The 17,069-nt window shown below is 67.1% G+C and carries 12 protein-coding genes; 3 read left to right on the top strand and 9 right to left on the bottom strand.

Annotated elements, in window-relative coordinates:
- Window positions 1-3: 3 nt before the first annotated feature.
- From AAF604_10485 to AAF604_10475, 3 genes are all read right to left on the bottom strand, one after another.
- Window positions 4-858, bottom strand: a complete 855-nt coding sequence (locus tag AAF604_10485; GenBank protein ID MEM7050080.1) for a glutaminyl-peptide cyclotransferase — start codon at window positions 856-858, stop codon at window positions 4-6.
- Window positions 859-1,130: 272 nt separating this feature from the next.
- A complete protein-coding gene (locus tag AAF604_10480) occupies window positions 1,131-1,817 on the bottom strand; it encodes a hypothetical protein (protein ID MEM7050079.1) in 687 nt (228 codons plus the stop codon).
- A 56-nt stretch (window positions 1,818-1,873) separates the two neighbouring features.
- Complete coding sequence (locus AAF604_10475) at window positions 1,874-2,458, bottom strand: nuclear transport factor 2 family protein (GenBank protein MEM7050078.1); 585 nt, start codon at window positions 2,456-2,458, stop codon at window positions 1,874-1,876.
- A 399-nt stretch (window positions 2,459-2,857) separates the two neighbouring features.
- Here AAF604_10475 and selA point away from each other — a divergent pair, with 399 nt between their 5' ends.
- The 3 genes from selA to AAF604_10460 all read left to right on the top strand — a co-directional run bounded on the left by selA (window position 2,858) and on the right by AAF604_10460 (window position 10,857).
- On the top strand, window positions 2,858-4,246 hold the full coding sequence (gene selA, locus AAF604_10470) for an L-seryl-tRNA(Sec) selenium transferase (protein ID MEM7050077.1): 1,389 nt from the start codon (window positions 2,858-2,860) through the stop codon (window positions 4,244-4,246).
- Window positions 4,247-4,364: 118 nt separating this feature from the next.
- Window positions 4,365-6,263, top strand: coding sequence for a selenocysteine-specific translation elongation factor (gene selB / locus AAF604_10465; protein MEM7050076.1), 1,899 nt, complete (start codon window positions 4,365-4,367; stop codon window positions 6,261-6,263).
- A 658-nt stretch (window positions 6,264-6,921) separates the two neighbouring features.
- Window positions 6,922-10,857, top strand: coding sequence for a hypothetical protein (locus AAF604_10460; protein ID MEM7050075.1), 3,936 nt, complete (start codon window positions 6,922-6,924; stop codon window positions 10,855-10,857).
- Window positions 10,858-10,893: 36 nt separating this feature from the next.
- On the opposite strand, the gene AAF604_10455 is transcribed toward AAF604_10460, so the two are convergent.
- The 6 genes from AAF604_10455 to AAF604_10430 all read right to left on the bottom strand — a co-directional run bounded on the left by AAF604_10455 (window position 10,894) and on the right by AAF604_10430 (window position 16,518).
- Window positions 10,894-11,802, bottom strand: a complete 909-nt coding sequence (locus AAF604_10455; GenBank protein MEM7050074.1) for an ABC transporter permease subunit — start codon at window positions 11,800-11,802, stop codon at window positions 10,894-10,896.
- A complete protein-coding gene (locus AAF604_10450; GenBank protein MEM7050073.1) occupies window positions 11,799-12,677 on the bottom strand; it encodes an ABC transporter permease subunit in 879 nt (292 codons plus the stop codon). The genes AAF604_10455 and AAF604_10450 overlap by 4 nt, the downstream gene beginning before the upstream one ends.
- Window positions 12,674-13,480, bottom strand: coding sequence for an ATP-binding cassette domain-containing protein (locus tag AAF604_10445; protein ID MEM7050072.1), 807 nt, complete (start codon window positions 13,478-13,480; stop codon window positions 12,674-12,676). Before AAF604_10445 ends, AAF604_10450 begins: the two co-directional genes overlap by 4 nt.
- A gap of 56 nt (window positions 13,481-13,536) precedes the next feature.
- Complete coding sequence (locus AAF604_10440; GenBank protein MEM7050071.1) at window positions 13,537-14,409, bottom strand: putative selenate ABC transporter substrate-binding protein; 873 nt, start codon at window positions 14,407-14,409, stop codon at window positions 13,537-13,539.
- A 176-nt stretch (window positions 14,410-14,585) separates the two neighbouring features.
- Window positions 14,586-15,524, bottom strand: coding sequence for a selenium metabolism-associated LysR family transcriptional regulator (locus tag AAF604_10435; protein ID MEM7050070.1), 939 nt, complete (start codon window positions 15,522-15,524; stop codon window positions 14,586-14,588).
- Between the two features lie 154 nt (window positions 15,525-15,678).
- Window positions 15,679-16,518, bottom strand: a complete 840-nt coding sequence (locus tag AAF604_10430) for a hypothetical protein (GenBank protein ID MEM7050069.1) — start codon at window positions 16,516-16,518, stop codon at window positions 15,679-15,681.
- Window positions 16,519-17,069 lie beyond the last annotated feature (551 nt).

Genomic DNA, 17,069 nt, shown 5'->3' with positions numbered 1-17,069 from the left:
GATCTAGACCCGGAGCGCCGCCACCGCGGCCACGGCGGCGAGCAAGAAAGCGAGGGCGGCCCAGGTCCGCAAGCCCAACAGGGGGTCGCGTTCCCGACGCACCTCGACGATGCGGTTGTGGAAGTAGTCGTACCACCAGTAGCGACTGGCGGCCTCGGCCTGGCCCGGCACCCAGGCGGCGGCGCCGGCGCCGACCCCGGGCACGTGGTAGACGGAGAGGGTCTCGCCGGTCTCTGTATCGCGCTGCTGAACGAAACCGGTGTACGGCGGATCTTGACCGAAGCTTTCGGTGCCCACCAGCAGGCCGTTCCACAGGTACTCGCCGTCCCAGGCCAGCCCGGTGGCTTCGAAGTAGCCGCCGATGGACTCGATCACCCGCCCACCGTCGTCGGGGTCGAGGCGATAGAACTTCTTGTCGCTGAAGTTCGAGGCCCACAGCGATTCGCCGTCATAGGTGAGCCCGGCGCACATGCCCTCGCCCGGTGTCGGGAACTCTTCGAGGATTTCGCCGCTCTCGGGGTCGAGGCGGAAGATCTTCTGGACTTCGTAGGCGAGCTGCCAGAGATGGGTGCCGTCCCAGGTGATGCCACCGGTCTTCTCGATCGCGAAATCGAAGCGGTGCAGCACCTCCCAGCTGTGGGGATCGACGCGATGGATGCCCCCGCCACCATCGACGGTCATCCACAGAGCCTCGCCGTCCCAGCCCAGGCCCGAGAGGTTCTCGAGGGGGGCAGGAGTATCGCGCAGCGTCGTGCGCGTTCCGGGGCTGTCCTGCAACGCCCCGTGGGTCATGAGCAGCAGCCCGAGAGCCGCCACCAACGCCAAAATACAAAACACCTTGAGACCGACTCGTCGCATGCTCACCCCCGCCGCGGAATAGGGCACCCGCGAATCTAGAAAATGCAAATCGCGGCTTCCAGAGAACCTCTCGAAGCCGCGATCGGCCTGGGAGCGGGCTGCCCACCGGGCGACCCGCTCCTCACGCCTTCAGTCCTGCAGAAGCTCGATCAGCGGCCCACCTTCAGGCGGACGGCGCCGGGGCTTCCCTCTTTCACCCAAATGTCGTGTGCACCGTGGGTGTAGTCGATGCGCATCGTGCCATCCTCGCTCACGGCGAGGGCTTCGGCAGCTCAACAACTGTCCGCAGTCTCATGCTGCGGAATGAATTCACCGTCATCGGTGGTGGGAGGAGAGGACTGATTGGCGAACATCACCGGCTTCAGCATGTTGAGCATGGCACCATCCCGCAGGGTGTTGCCCGGCTTCGCGATCCGGTAAGAGGTATCGACCTTGACGTTCAGTCCGTCGAGGTAGGGCGCGTAGTTGCCCTTGATCCGCGAGGTCGCGGCGACTTTCACGACGAAGGACTTGTTCTCGTCCTCGCCGAGGGTGACGGCCCAAGTGCCGTTCGACTCGATCTTGAACGGACGGCCACGGGCCTCCGCCGGACCACAGTTGTCGCAGCGCTCGTCGAGCACACCGGACTCCTGAGCCGCGATGGTGCCCAGGGCGCGAGTGCCGAGAATTCCGAAGGTCGAGTAGACCGGCTTCAGGTCGATGACCGTCGTGCCCTGGAGGGGCTGCCGGTGCTCGGAACCATCCGGGTTGTAGCGCTTGTAGAGAATCCAGTTTCCGTTGAAGAGGCGGATGGCCTCCTCGATCCGGCGCGTGCCGTCCGGATCATCGGCATTCCCCTTCTTCGAGTCCTGGGCGAATGCCGCCGTGCTCTCCTCTGCCGCGACGGTGGTCGGCCCCACCACCGCGAGCATGAGGAGCGCCAGCAGCGCCACCCAGAGAAGCTTCGAGGTTCTTGTCATCAAAGTCTCCTTGAATCAATCGACTTGTCGAGCTGGAATCGGTGTCCGATGGACCCCTACTTCGCGACCCGATTGCCGTTGGCGTCGAAGGTCTCGAGCGGACCGGCCTGGGACATGTGCCACTGGATGAACTTCCAGCCATCGACGTGCTTGACGGCGACGGCGGAGGCCCGAAGCAGCTCGACCGCGCTCTCGCCATTCGGCATCGAGAGGTGGATCGTGCACTCCTCGGTGCAGATGCCGATGCCATTGGAGGCGCGGCACTTGATCATCGGGTGCTTGGCATTCACCTTGATGTTCTCGGCCTTGAAGCCGGAGATCACCCGCGAGGTGAAGTCGTCCATGTCGGCCTTGGAGTTCAGCTTGATGGGCTGATGGGTGTCCGGATCCATGTCGAAGGTCGCGAGCACGTCGTCGCCGATCAACATGTTCTGGAGCGCCGCCACATCCAGCTTGTTCCAGGAATCGTGAAGCATGTGGTAGGCGTGCTCCAGCTCTTCAGACGCCTCGGCGTCCCACTCGACCAGCGACTTGCTGGCACCGGCATCGGCGATCGCCGGGGTGACCCCGAGGGCGATCAACGCGAAAGCGAGGACGCTCAACAGCAAGGCGTCTCTACCGGCTTTCCGCTCTTTCAGCATGGGTACCTCCTGTTCGTGAGTTTTGGTGACTCGACTTCTCAGGCCCTTCGTAACCGTTCCGCCCAAACCGCCCCGAAAGAAAGGGTTCGAAGAGGCTCGGACGGCGCGAATGAAACTCGTTTTTCTACCCCCTTGGAAACCGGGCCGAAGCCCTTGATCGGCTTCCTTCGAGGTCCATGTATCAGCTCACGATCAACCGTAGATCTGGCCCTAGACCTTTTCTTCTCCCAATTTGCTCGATTGGCCGAAACCCATATAGGTAAAGACGATACGCCGTTTCGGCCTGACCATTGGAAGGCTGTTTCAGAGGCCTCAGAGGACCCGAATCGAGGCCCTGGAGGAGCCCCGGTGGAGGCTCCTGCGCTATCATCCCGCCGACCTATCCGGAGGCCCGGGCCGATGACCGAAGAGAACCTGCTGAGGGCGATTCCGCCCGTCGACCAACTGCTCGCCAGCGCCGCCGTCGGCCGCCTTCTCGAGGACCATCCGCGACGCGAGGTGGTGGGCCAAACGCGCCACCTGCTGGACCGCCTGCGGCAGGCCGTCAGAGCCGGCGAAGCGGGACCCGAAGACCTCGCCCCGGAAGCCATCGCGGCACGCTTGGCGGAAGCCCTCGAGAAGCGCGCCCGGCCCTACTACTCGGCGGTGATCAACGCCACCGGGGTGATCCTCCACACCGGCCTCGGCCGCGCCCCCCTGGCGCCCGCCGTGGCCCAACGGCTGGCCGCCGTCGGTCCCGGTGCGCAACGGCTCGAGATCGACCCGCAGAGCGGCGAGCGCGGCGGCCGCGACGAGGGCTGCGGCCGCCTGGTGCGCGAGCTCACCGGCTGCGAAGCGGCCACCGTGGTCAACAACAACGCCGCCGCCACACTGATCATCCTGGCGGCCCTGGCGCGGGGTCGCGGCGTGCTGCTGTCGCGCGGTGAGATGGTCGAGATCGGCGGCTCCTATCGCATCCCCGACATCATGGAGGAGAGCGGGGCGCGGTTGGTCGACATCGGCACGACCAATCGCACCCATGCCCGCGACTATCGTCAGGCGATCGACGAAAACACCGCCATGATCCTCAAGGTTCACACCTCGAACTATCGCGTCGAGGGCTTCACCAAGGAGGTCGAGATCGAAGAGCTGGCGGCGATCGGCCGCGAGCACGGCATCCCGGTGGTCCACGACCTCGGATCCGGCTCCCTCATCGACCTCGGCCCCCTCGGTCGCCCCGGCGAGCCGCCGGTGGCGCGCTCCATCGCCGCCGGCGCCGACCTGGTCTGCTTCAGCGGCGACAAGCTGGTGGGCGGTCCCCAGGCCGGCATCATCGCCGGCCGACGCGAGGCGGTGGAGCGCTGCCGGCGCCACCCGCTGTTCCGCGCCTTCCGCCCGGGGCGGCTGATCTACAGCGCCCTCGAAGCCACCCTGCAGCTCTACCGCGGCGGGCCCGAAGCGGCGATCGACGCGCTACCGGTGCTGCGCCGCCTGTTGGCCGATCGCGAGCAGCTCGAAGAGCGTGCCCGAGCCCTCGCTGCCGAGCTCCAGGAGCTGCCGGCGATCCACTGCGAAGCGGTTCCCAGCCGGGCCCAGGCCGGCAGCGGCTCGATGCCGACCCTCGACTTCGCGAGCTGGGCGGTGCGCTTGACCCCGAGCCGGGAGACCGCGAGCTCGCTGGCGGCGCGCCTGCGCACCGGTGATCCAGCAATCTTCGGCCGGGTTTCGGACGACGCCCTGCTCCTCGACCTCACCACCCTGGCGGCCGACGAGATCGCGCCCCTGGTGGCCGCATGCCGCGCCCTATGAGCGGTGCCGACACCCGCGCCAAGGCAGCAATCTCAGACAAGCCCGGCTCCCCCACCTTGCTCAGACTTGCCAACCGAAGGCATTCGACGACCATGAACCGACCCCCTTCCCCATCCTGATGCTGCGCGTCATCGTCGGCACCGCCGGCCATATCGACCACGGCAAGACCGAGCTGGTGCGTGCCCTCACCGGCGTCGACTGCGACCGCTGGGCCGAGGAGAAGGAGCGCGGCATCACCATCGACCTCGGCTTCGCCCACCTCGCCGAGGAGGATCTCCAGGTGGGGTTCATCGACGTCCCCGGACATCAGCGTTTTCTGCACAACGCCTTGGCCGGCCTGGGCGGAATTCGCATCCTGCTGCTGGTGGTGGCGGCGGACGAAGGGGTGATGCCCCAGACCCGCGAGCACATTGCCATCTGCTCGCTGCTCGCCATCCCCTCCGCCCTGGTGGTCCTGACCAAAAAAGACCTGGCGCCGGACGATGTGCTGGAGCTCGCCGAGCTCGAGCTGCAAGAGCTGCTCGAGGACACCCCCTTCGCCGACGCGCCGGTGCACCAGGTGTCGAGCCTCACCGGAGAGGGCATCGCCGAGCTGCGTCAGGCGATTCTCGACCTCGGGCGCCGGCAGGCGGTACAGGTGGCGGATCACGACCCCGCCCGCCTGCCGATCGATCGCGCCTTCCATCTCAAGGGTCTGGGGGTGATCGCCACCGGCACCCTGGCGAGCGGCCAGGTCCGTCCCGGCGACGCGCTCGAGCTGATGCCCTCCGGGCAGGCGGTGCGGGTGCGCAGCGTCCAGGTCCACGGCCAGGCGCGCGAGGTCGCCGCCGCCGGCGAGCGCACCTCCCTGCAGCTCACCGGCGTCGACCTCGACGAGCTCTCCCGCGGCCTACAGCTGACCACCCCCGGAATCTTCGAGGGCAGTCGCATCCTGGCGGCCCGCCTGCGCCTGCTGCCGGACGCCCCGGACGCCATCGAAGGCACCACGCCGATCCGTCTCCACCTCTACTCGAGCGAGGTCATCGGCCGCCTGCGCCCGCTCGACGGCAAGGCCCTGGAGCCGGGAGAGGAGGGCCTGGTGGAGCTTCGCCTGGCGGCCCCGGTCAACGCCATCCGCGGCGACCGCTTCATCATCCGGCGCCCCTCGCCGCTCACCACCCTCGGAGGCGGTGACATCCTCGACCCGCGCTGGCGGCGGCGCCGCAAGGCCGAGATCGCCGCCAGCCTGGAAGGCCTGGTGGGAGATCGCGCCAGCGCCATCGAGAGCTGGGCCCGCGGTGAGCGCGAGCGCGGCATCGCCACCGAGCAGATCTCTCGACGCCTCGGAGTCCCGGCCTCGGCGGTGGTCGCCGAGCTGCGCCAGCTAGCCGAGCAGGAGCGCCTGATCGAGGTTCCCAACAGCAGCGACCTGTGGCTCGACCCCGCCTGCATCGCGGGCGTCGAGACGCGGGCCCGCAAAGTCCTCGCGGCCTACTTCGCGAAAGATCGTCTGGCCCGCGGCATCCCGAAGGCGGAGGCCATCCGGCGCATCTTGCCGGCCTCGCCACCGCCGCTGGTGCAGTACCTTCTAGACCTCCTGACGGAGCGCAACATCGTGGAAGTCGATGGCCGCTTGCTGCGCCAGCCGGGCCGCCGCGTCGAGCTTGCGGGAGCCGAAGCCGAGATCGCCGCGCGGCTGGTCGAGGAGGCCGAGGCGGCCGGACTGGCGGCAAACAGCGCCGAGGGACTGGCGCTGATCGTCGGCGGCGCCGGCGAGGCCTTCGACGCGGCCCTGCGCTTCGTCATCGACGAAGGCCAGGTGGTGCGCCTGCCGGGAGGCCTGATCGTCGCCGAGAAGACCCTCGAGGCATTGCGCCAAGATCTCGCCGCCAGCGGCTGGGAGCGCTTCTCGGTGCCCGACTTCAAAGACCGCTTCGACCTCACCCGCAAGCTCGCCCTGCCGCTCCTCGAGCACCTCGACTCCAGCGGCTTCACCCGCCGCGTCGGCGACGAGCGGATCCTGGTGAGCTCTCCTTAAGCGAGCTAGCAGGCTGCTGAAAAAGTTCAGGTTCGAGGGCTTCTGGCCCGCGTGGAACCCCGCGCCCCGCGGGCGAGGCGGCGCCTTCGGCGCCGAGGACGGGGGTGAAGGCGCGCGACATGCGCGCGCCTGAGGGGGGCGCCTTTTAGCCCCCCTGAAATAAACAGCAGGCGCTGAAGAAGCCGCCACGCGGCTTTTTCAGCAGCCTGCTAGCAGGTTGCTGAAAGATTCCGCTTCGCGGCTTTTCCAGCACTGCTAGCCGTTTGTTTCAGGGGGCTGAGCGCCCCCAGAAAACGCTCTCCATCCAAGGCGAGGCCTTCCGCGACGGTCCCAAGGGCCGGTCGCAGGCCGACCCGTGCCTTCGACCTCCGGCGAGCGATGCGGGACTGCACCGCGAGGTAACACCGGCCGCGGGCCGTTCACCTATACAACCAGTCACCCTGCAGTTTCTGAAGTAGTGAGCCTACGACTGGGAGTAAATATGAACCACCCCTGCCTCCATCCCGCGGCAGCTATTCACCGATCGCTCGGAACGCTTTTCGTCCTCCTCACCATCGCGCTACCTGCCACCGCTCAGACCTTGCGCGTCATGCCGACAGGCCTCGGCGAAGGGCAAATCTCTGGCTCGCCGATCGCCTGCGGAGCCGTGTCTCCGGGTGTGACCGAGGTTTGCACCCGCGGCTTCACCGCCGGCACTGTCCTCACTCTCACCGCGGCGCCCAAAGACAGCGGATCGACTTTCACCGGCTGGGGGGGCGATTGCCCGGACTCTCTGCCGGCGACGCCCGCCGACCAATGCCGCCTCACCCTGGCGGCCGGCCAAACCTACTCCGTCAGGGCGAACTTCAATCCCGCCACCGCCATCAACCGCCTGACTCCGGCCCAGATCGCCGACGTCGCCGCCGACCGCAGTCGCAGCGGCATCGGCGATTTTCTCGGCCTTGCGGCCAACGCCGGGATCGATACGCCGGCCGAGTTCATCGCCGCCCTGCCGGACGACTACAAGCAGAACTGGATTCTGATGCCGCGCTCCGAGAGCCTGCAAACGGGAACCGCCGAGTCACCGCGCATTCTGATGCCCAGTGCCGACGCCCGGCATGTCTTCACCGTCGGCATGACGACGCACAGCTCCTATCCGGGCTCGCACCCCAACGCCATCGAGTTCATGCAGTTCGACCCGGCTCTCAAGAACTTCCGCTTTCATGAAATCGTCCTCGACGACATCGATCCGATGGGCGACGACATCGATCCCGCCACCCCCGGCGTCCAGGCGCGCTTCCCGCGCCGCCCACGGGGCGTCTCCATCGACGATAAGAAGTGCTTCGCCTGCCACACGACGCGCAACGTGCTCAACCGCGGAACCACTCCGGGGACCGATGGCATCACGCCGCGCTCGATCCCGGCCAAGTCCAAGCCCAACTGGGACACCTATGACAGCTGGGGCGGCATGTTGCCATTCAATCGCGATCGCATTTACCGCGGCACGGTCGAAGCCGCCGCCTTCCGCAAGCTCTTCAACCTCTGGACCTGGCAAACCGAGCCCGAGGTGCGATCGATCATCGAACAGCTCGAGCTGCAGCCCCCCAATGTGCCCAATGGCTCGACCATCGCCGCCGCCACCGGAGTCCCCGATCACCGCATCCGACGCGATGTCTTCAATGGCGGCGCCAACGACGGCCATGTCGTGTTCGGCTTCGACCCAACGGGCACCGCCGTCACCACCGAGCCGCGCCCCACCGGCAGCGGCCCGACGATCTCCTATGAATTCAACCGCCGAGCGGGCACCAGCGGGACCGAGGTCAAGCGCGATCAAGCCTTCCTGACGCTGCACCACTCGACCCAGCCGCGGAGCGACGAAGGACGGGGGGTCGAGCTTTTCGATCGTCTCACCCAAGGCCCCAACCCTCAGCGCATCGGCGATGAGCTCAACAACCACCCGGTGGCCACCGGCAACCAGCCGATCGACGTACGCCCCATCGCCCTGGCCATCGCCGAGGGCTGTTACACGGTCAACGGAGGGACGGCGATCAACAACACCCAGACCATCTCGCCGGCCTTGCCCACCGCCGTGGCGGCCTTCTTCGACGCGCGCAACGGCATGTCCTTCGATCAGCTCTACGACGACACCCGCCGCCGGGCCCAAAGCCTGACTCGGCGCAAGGCCGACATCCAGGCGACCACCCTCGAGCGAACCAACGATGTCTACGCCTACGATCCCAGCCTCGGCACCGCGCCGCCACCGCCGCCGATCATCGACGGCCTGATCCAGGACTACGGGGCGGGCACCGCCGGCGTCACCGCCAGCGGTGGCGGCACCGATACCTCCTTGCAGCGCTTGCGCCAGGAGATCTTCCGCCGACCGATCGACGTCAGGCAACGCATGCACCGCGATGAAACGGTGATGAGCAGCGGTCTCACCCGTCCCGAAGGAGCCTACGTCGACCGCGAGGATGACTCGACGGATCCGGCACCTCCCAACACCACCGCACCGGACAACACGGCACCGGTGGCCCTCTATCGCTACTTCCTGGAGCCCCTGGGGGTCTCCGTCGACAAGTGGTCGATGGGAGTCCGCGGCCGCTCGCGGACCTACACCTTCGCCGATCTGTTCAGCAACTACACCGGTGGTTTGACCACCGAGCTGCGTGCCAGCTTGGGCGCGACGGCCGACGCCTGTGCCCTCGCCCGGACCGAGCTCGGGCGGCTGACTCCGGCCGCCGCCGCCGCGGTTCCGACCTATACGGACATCCAACGGATTTTCAACAAGAGCTGCATCGAATGCCACGGCGGCCTCGGCTACCCGCCGTACCACTCCTACGGTACGTCCTTGGATCTCTCGGAGGATGAGAACCCACCGTCCGGCGAGCGCCGACTCTGGCGGTCCATGAGGCAGGCGCGCTCATTGATCGCCGCCCCCGCTTGCCCTCCGGGGACTTCGCCGTGCCCGGTCGGCAGTGGGATCAATGTCACCGGCAGCGACCTCTACCAGCGGATCACGGACTACGGCAACCTGGCCCATCCCTACGATCCCTTCGAGCCTTACAACGCGGCCAACCCGGATGACCCCACCGACCCCGACATCGCCGACGAGCGCTGTCCGAACGGCTTGATGCCGTGTGAGGGACCGCCGCTCAGCAAGACGGACATCGAGACCTTCCGGCGTTGGATCATCGGCGGCCGGCCCAACACCGAAGGGGATCCCCACATTCGAACCGTCGACGGCGTGCACTACGACTTCCAGAGCGTCGGCGAGTTCGTCCTGCTGCGCGACATCGACATGGAGCTGCAGGCCCGGCAGACGGCGGCCCCCACCTTTGGGCGCCTGCCGGCCGACGGACACACCGGCCTGTCGACCTGCGCCAGCGTCAACACCGCGGTCGCCCTGCGCGTCGGACCGCACCGGGTGACCTACCAGCCGGGCCTCGCGATCGATGGCGATTTCGAACCCGGCGCCGAAGGCGGCTCCTCCGCGGGCCGCTTGATCCTCCGGGTCGACGGTAAGCCCATCGACGTGAGCGCAGGGCCATTCCCCCTGGCGGCCGGTGGGCGGGTCCTCGAGACCGCCGCCCCTGGCGGCGTCCAGGTGCAACTCCCCGGCGGAACCACCGTGGTCATCACACCTGGCCACTGGTCGTCGATGAATCTCAGCTTCATGAACATCGACGTCCGCCACGCCCGCGCCGTGGCAGGTGTGATGGGAGCGATCGCACCCGGTCAGTGGCTGCCGGCGCTCGCCGACGGCTCATTTCTGGGACCACGGCCGACAGACCCTGCGCAGCGCTACCAAGACCTCTACGTAGATTTCGCCAACTCCTGGCGGGTGAACGCCACGACCTCCCTCTTCGACTACGAACCCGGACTCCAGGCGGGTGATTTCGACCTCCCCGCCTGGCCGGGACAGTCGTCCCAGGGCTGCGTCGCGCCCCCTCAGCCGGGCGGACCGGTGGCAAACACTCCTCCGGCTCCGCTCCCCGTCGCCGAAGCCGAAAGGCTGTGCGCCGGGCTGGTCGATCTCGAACGCAAAGACAACTGTGTGGTGGACGTCGCAGCAACCGGCGAAGCAGCCTTCGCCGAAACCTATCTCTGGACGGAGAAGATCGCCTCCCTGCCGATGGCGGCCATGCCACAGCTCGGCGAACCCGCCAACAACGCCATTCTGCCAGCCGGCAAGGTCGACTTCACCTGGACCGCCGAAGCGGCCCCCGCCGGCGGTTCCATGACCTATCGCCACTGTTTGTGGAGCTCCGATCAGCTCTACGACTTCAATCACTGCACGGTGATCGAAGACGGCGGGTTGCCCGCTCCCTGGGGGTCGCCGAAGCTGAGGATCTTCTACGCCTGCATCGCTCTGCTGGCGATCTTGCTCCTCCTTCTGCTGCTCATCTTCACTGGATGGCGCCACCGCAGGGCCGTGCTCTTCCTCCTCGCCATCGCCGTCTTGGCAGCGCTCCTCTGGATCCTCGGCGGCTCTACCGGATCGAGTCGCGTCGAGGAGGTCGAAGACAACCAGATCTACTTCTGGAAGGTGGTCGCCGAGGATGACAATGGCACCGTCGTCGAGAGCGAGACCCGACGCCTCGAGGTCCACCGGTGAGGCGGTCTGGCCAAGAATGAGGAGAGACCGAGATTCCTACTCGGCCTCTCGAATTCGACCCCGCGCCCAGGTGGAGACGATGTCGCCGACCACTACCAGGATCGCCCCCAGGAGGACGTAGAAGAACATCTCGTCATAGTGGTTGCGGGCGCGGGCGTCCTGGATCCAGTAGCCCAGGGAGACGATGCCGAGGAGGCCCAAAACGGTGGCTTCGCGGACGCAGGTTTCCCAGCGGTAGAAGACGAACAGCAGGATGCGGTTGAGCACCAGCGGCACCACCGCCGCCTGAGCGATTTGGGTGCGGCCGGCACCGAGGCCGCGGAGCGCCGCCGGGACCCGCGGATCGAGGTCCTCCACGACCTCGGCGGTCAGCTTTCCGAGGATGCCGGCGTTGTGCAGGGCGAGGGCGAGCACCGCCGGCCAGGCGGACGGTCCGAAGAGGGCCAGGAAGAGGAAGGCGAGAACGTACTCGGGCAAGGCGCGGGAGAGGATCTGGAGGCCCCGGGAGAGCCCGACGAGGAGCTTCCAGGGTGCCCTTCGGGGGCGCCCCGAAGACGGCAGGAAGGGCTCGGCGGTGGCCAGATTGCGAGCCGCCGGGAAGGCGGTCAAGAGGCCCCCGAAGGTCGCCAGCAGGATGGCCGCCACGGAGATCGCCGCGGTGGCCCGCAGGGCGGCCCAGCCGTGGGTCGCCATCATCTCGCCCACCCAAGAGGCGGCGAGGCCGAGATCGAAGTCTCGGCCTTGGAGGGGATGAGGCACCAGCTCACCGAGAAAACGCTCGAGATTGGCGCGGCGGCGCGGTGCCAAAAAGGCGCCGAGAGAGAAATCCCCCACGATCCAGGCGAGGGCCGTCAGAGCAGCCAGCGCCAAGCCGCTGATGCGCAGCAAGAGGCTGCGCGGCCGCTGGCGATGGAGGCGTCGGATCTCGTGCTCGACGGAGCTCATGACACCAACCGACGGCGCAGCACGCCGCTCCACAGGTCGACCACGACGATCAGAACCAGAAGGGTGTAGAGATAGGTCCAAACCTCGCGGAAATGGAGATTCTCGAAGGAGGCCGCCAAGAAGTAGCCGAGGGTGGGATAGCCAAAGAAGCCGAGCACCGCCGAGGAGCGCAGAGCGCACTCGAAGCGGTAGAAGGCATAGGCGCCCATGTCCGGCAAGGCGCGGGGCAGCAGGCCGAAAAGGAACACCGAAGACGGCGCCGCGCCGGCCTGGCGCAAAGCCTCACCGGCGTCGCGCGGCGCCTCGTCGAGCATCTCCGAGAAGACCTTGGCCAAGGTCCCGGCATAGGGGATGGCGATGGCGAAAACAGCGCTCAGGTTGCTGAGCCCGAAGGCGGCCAGGAAGAGCACCGCCCAGAGCAGCTCGTGGACCGAACGCATGGCGGCGATCAGCGTCCGGGCCGAGCCGTAGGCGAAGCGCGCCCGGAGCGAAAGAGTGCCTTCGAGGTCGGCCCCCCGGCTCGCCGCCCAGCCGAGCACCAGGCCGGCGACCAGCGCCAGACTCATGGCGGCGGCGGCGAAAACGACGGTGGTGCCGGCGGCCGAGACAGCCTTCCACAGCAGCGGTGGCGTGTTGGCGGGCACGCTCGCCGCCTGGTAGTCGAGGGCCGGGCGCCAGGCGGCAGCGAGAAACTCGCCGACCATCGACCAGCCCCCGCCGTGGGGAATCAGCTGCTGCGGCCACAGCCGTAGCTCCCAGACCGCCCAGGCCCCTGCCAGCAGGGCCCCGACGGCGAGCCACCAGGTGGGCTCGCCACGCCAACGCAGACCCCGAGGTAGAGGTCCTTCCGGAGAGCCGACGGCGTCGGTTGTCATGGAGGAGCGGCCGCCCTGCGGGCGATCGCGAGGGCCGGGGGCTCGATCAGGTCGTAGAGCTCGCCGAAGCGCGAGGCGACCTCAGCGGGTGGTCCATCGAAGAGGATCCGGCCGGCCCGCATGCCGAGCAGGCGCGGGAAGTACTCCGCTGCCAGGTCGCTGCTGTGCAAGCTCATCACCAGGCTCAGGCCGGCCTCGGCGGCGAGCTCGGTCAGCAGCTCGACGGTATCCCGGGCGCGCGCCGGGTCGACGCTCGAGACGGGCTCGTCAGCGAGCAGGACGGCGGGGCGCTGGAAAAGGGCCCGCGCCACCGCCACTCGCTGCTGCTGTCCGCCGGAGAGGCGATCCGTTCGCTGGTAGAGCTTTTCCGGAATCCCGACCCGGGCGAGGAGCTCATAGACCTCGCGCACGGCCGCCGCCGGCGGGAACATCAGGAGTCGCAGCGCCGCGAGGCGGGAACAGCGGCCGAGGCGCCCCGAGAGGACATTGCGCACCACCCGGAGGTTGGGCACCAGGCGCAGGTCCTGGTGCACGAAGCCGACCGTGGCGCGGTAATCGCGCAGCTCTACCGCATCGAGCTCGGCGAGCGGGCGACCGGCCACCCGCAGGACGCCGGCGGTCGGCGCCAAAGCTCCCCCGAGAAGCCTCAGGAGGGTGGTCTTCCCCGCTCCGCTAGGCCCTACCAGTGCCACTCGCTCGCCGGCCGCGATGGTGAGGTCGAGGGGCCGGAGGGCAGCGGTCTCGGCAAAGGAAACCGCCACCTGGCGCAGCTCGAGGTCGTAGCCCTCCTGCCTTTCTCGCACCTCTTCGCTCCTTCTCTCATCGCCGGAAGCCTGCCTCGGCGTCCTGGCGCCGGGGATCAGCGCAGCATACCGAGCGATTCGGCCACCTCGCGGATGCCCTCGAACTCCTCGTTGGTGGCCGGGATCAATCGATCGCGCAGCAGAGCCGCCAGCAGTTGCGGATCATCGATCGCAGTCAGGGCGCCCTGCACCCGATCGACGAAGCCGGCGCCGAAGAGAGTGTCCAGCTCGGGATGGGCGGTCCAGTTGTAGTCGGCATAGTACGGCGTCTTCCAGATCACCCGGCAAACCTCGGGATCGGTCTGCCCTTCGGCGATCCGACGCTGGTAGACCTTGTAATTGACCGCCCCGACCTCGTACTGCCCGCTCTCGACCAGCTCGACGGTCTTGTCATGACTGCCGGAGTAGCCCGGCAGGGCGCCGAAGAACTCTTCCGGCGATTGGCCGGTGGCCTGGCGAATGAAGAACTCCGGCATCAGCCGGCCCGACGTCGAGCTCTCGGAACCGAAGGTGAAGCTCTTGCCGGCCATTGCCTCCGGGAACTCTTCGCCTTCTTCGAGGCCACTGTCGCGATGGGCGATGAAGTAGGAATAGTACTGCGGGTCGGCCTCGCCCTGGGCAATGGCCCGAGCACCGGCCACCGCCTGACGGGCCTGTACTCCGGTCAGCCCGCCGAACCAGGCCAGGTGGACATCGCCGTTGCGAAACATCTCCACCGAAGCCTGGTAGTCGCGCGAGGGCACATACTCCACCGCCACCCCGAGGGCCTCGGAAAGGTGCTCGGCAACAGGCTGGAACTTCTCGATCAGCTCCGTGGTGTTCTGGTCCGGAATGGCGGTGAACTTGAGCACCGGGGCTGGAGCCTGCTCTGCTCCGCAGGCGGTCAGCAGTCCAAGGGTCAAGAGGGTACCGAGTAGTTTCCGCATCATTTGATCAACGCTCCCTGGTCGTGGCACGAAGCCCACATACTCATCCATCGAGGGCTTCGAGGCAAGCCATTGAATTTTCCAATGAAAGATCCCGAATCGGATCGACAGAACCGATTCGACCAGCCCGACTCGCACTCCCGACGGGAGCGCGGTCGAGAAACTGCTTCAAGAGGGAATCAGGCGACTCGGCTCGAGGCGCCTTTGAACTCCGCGTGGAGGGTTTCCAGGAAAAGACTGCAGATCGGCGAATTGGCGCGCCGCTCGTCGAGGGCGACATAGAAGTGGCGATCGAGATCCTCGAGCTCCGCCAAGGACACCGTCGCGATGATGCCGGCATCGACCTCGGTGGTGAGCGCGAGGTCGGAGATCACCGAGCATCCCACTCCCGCCTTGATCGCCTCCTTGACGGCAGCGGTGCTGCCGAACTCGGCGACGACGTTGAAATCGTCGAGACTCTCGCCGAGCTCGGTCAAACGACGCTCGAGCATCACCCGAGTGCCGGAGCCCGGCTCTCGCACCAGCAGGGGAAGCTCCTTGAGGCGCTCGAAAGTCGAAACCGAACGCTCGCGCCAGGGGCTGTCCTGCGGAATCGCCAGCACCAAGCGGTCGGAAGCGAAGCGCTCGTAGTGCAGTGCCTTAGCACCGCCGACGTCCTCGCCGTGGCGCGGCCGCGCCCCGACGAACCCGACCTCGAAGCGACCTTCCCGGACCCCCGCCAACACCGCACCGGAGCCCTGGATCGTGACCCGGACGTTGAGCCGCGGATTGGATTTGCGAAATCCTCCGACGATCGAAGGCAGAAGGTACTCGCCGGGGATGGTGCTGGCTCCGACCTTGAGCTGCCCTTCGAGGCGGTTGAGGAAGCGGCTCATGTCATCGACCATGTTGCGTTTGATGTCGATGATCTGGCGCCCCTGCTCGAACAGCAACTCGCCGGCCCGGGTCGGCCGGACCTCCCGCCCCAGGCGATCGAACAACAAGGTCCCGAAGTAGGTCTCCAGGGTCTTGATGTGACCGCTGATCGTGGGCTGGGTCAGCGACAGGCGCTGCGCCGCTTTGGAGAAGCTCCGCTCCTCGTAGGCGCAACAGAAGATTTCGAGCAGTCTTAAGTCCATGGTGCCTCGCCGAGTCAAGCTAAGGGGCCCGGGCGGCCGCCGCTTGTCCCAGATTGCTGACTTGCTCAAACGACGCCCAACCAGAAGGCGCCGAGGCCAATCCACGACCTCGGCGCCCGCTCTATCGACGCCTGTTCCAGCCCTCGGCGGAGGGCTACCTCTTGCCTGCTTTGGGGGCCTTCGCCGCCGAGCCGGTTCCGGTCGCCGGGGCCCGGGACCAGGTATCCGAAGCCCCGTGGGTGTAGAGAATGGTCATGATGTCGCCGACGATGAACAGGTCGTCCACCGAGCAGCAAGAATCGGCGGTCTCGTAGGGCGGAATCAGGTCGCCGGCATCGGTGATCGGAGGTGCCGCCAGATTGGCGAAGGTCACCTCGTTGAGAATCTGCACGTTGGCGCCGGCCTCGGCCGCCGCCCGATCCCGTTGGCCGCGCTTCTCGATTCCCGACTCGCCGCTCAGGGTCTGCCCTTTCTTCGCCACCCGGTAGCGGCTCAGAACGTTTGCATTGAGACCCTCCAGGTAGGGCGCATAGTTTCCCTTGATGCGAGTCACGGCACTGACCGAGACGATGTAGTGATCGGCAGATTGCGATTCGACGCTCACCGCCCAGGTGCCGCTCGATTCGATCTTGAAGGGTCGCCCGCGGGCTTCCGCCGGACCACAGTTGTCGCAGCGCTCGTCGAGCACCCCCGACTCCTGCGCGAAGATCGTGCCGAGGGCACGCGGTCCGAGCAGCCCGAAGGCGGTCGGTGCCGGCGACAGGTCGATGACGGTGGTGCCCTGAAGCGGCTGGCGATGCACGGTGCCGTCCGGGTTGGTGCGTTGCACCAAGCGCCAGTTGCCGTTGAACTGGTTGATCACTTCTTGAATGGTGGCGTTGTTGCCGGTTTGGGCCACGGTCGGAACGGCCGTGAACAGCAGCGCCCCGGCGATGATGATCGCCCAGCTCCACTGCCCCGGCCGAGTCCTGCTCGTGAGGGACTTCGCGGTCATGGAATTCCTCCTCGAAATGGGTTCCTCGAAGCTCGCAGACAATGCGGACCCGAGAGCGGACGACCAGCGAGGATCGCTCCAGCGGCGGCATCGACCAAAGGTCGACGCACAAGGCCGAACCGCCGGGAAACCCCTGCCCGTCCCCGCATCCACGGGCCCATAGATCAGGCTCGATCAGTCTTCGATTGATTCGAGAGGCAGCCTAGGGACGATCGAGAGATCGCGCTTCTCTTATTTTGCGTAATTTCAATATTTACGTAAGCAGGTAGACCGAGCTGCAATTACGCCGGCCCGCAGCGCCTCGACCGGAAAGCCGTCAACGCCCGCAGAACATCCTCGACGGCGGGCAGCGGCCCAGCGCTCGACGGCAGGGCAGGGAATCGCTGAGGCGGGGAGACGGCTTGCAGCTGCTAGCAGGCTGCTGAAAAAGTCCGCTTCGCGACTTTTCCAACGCTGCTAGCTGTTTGTCTCAGGGGGGCGAGAGGCGCCCCCCTCGGCCGCACGCACATGTCGTGCGGCCTCACCCCCGACCTCGGCGGCTCTTGCCGCCG

The organism is Acidobacteriota bacterium, from assembly GCA_039028635.1.
Lineage (GTDB): Bacteria > Acidobacteriota > Thermoanaerobaculia > Multivoradales > JBCCEF01 > JBCCEF01.
Note: the sequence above shows the minus strand (reverse complement) of the source record. Positions and strands in the feature narration are given on the sequence as shown.

Excerpts from the sequence above, each read along its gene's own strand:
- AAF604_10455 (MEM7050074.1), bottom strand. The coding sequence starts at position 11,802 with ATGAGCTCCGTCGAGCACGAGATCCGACGCCTCCATCGCCAGCGGCCG.
- AAF604_10450 (MEM7050073.1), bottom strand. The coding sequence starts at position 12,677 with ATGACAACCGACGCCGTCGGCTCTCCGGAAGGACCTCTACCTCGGGGT.
- AAF604_10430 (MEM7050069.1), bottom strand. The coding sequence starts at position 16,518 with ATGACCGCGAAGTCCCTCACGAGCAGGACTCGGCCGGGGCAGTGGAGC.
- selA (MEM7050077.1), top strand. The coding sequence starts at position 2,858 with ATGACCGAAGAGAACCTGCTGAGGGCGATTCCGCCCGTCGACCAACTG.
- AAF604_10480 (MEM7050079.1), bottom strand. The coding sequence starts at position 1,817 with ATGACAAGAACCTCGAAGCTTCTCTGGGTGGCGCTGCTGGCGCTCCTC.
- AAF604_10435 (MEM7050070.1), bottom strand. The coding sequence starts at position 15,524 with ATGGACTTAAGACTGCTCGAAATCTTCTGTTGCGCCTACGAGGAGCGG.
- AAF604_10475 (MEM7050078.1), bottom strand. The coding sequence starts at position 2,458 with ATGCTGAAAGAGCGGAAAGCCGGTAGAGACGCCTTGCTGTTGAGCGTC.
- AAF604_10485 (MEM7050080.1), bottom strand. The coding sequence starts at position 858 with ATGCGACGAGTCGGTCTCAAGGTGTTTTGTATTTTGGCGTTGGTGGCG.
- selB (MEM7050076.1), top strand. The coding sequence starts at position 4,365 with ATGCTGCGCGTCATCGTCGGCACCGCCGGCCATATCGACCACGGCAAG.
- AAF604_10440 (MEM7050071.1), bottom strand. The coding sequence starts at position 14,409 with ATGATGCGGAAACTACTCGGTACCCTCTTGACCCTTGGACTGCTGACC.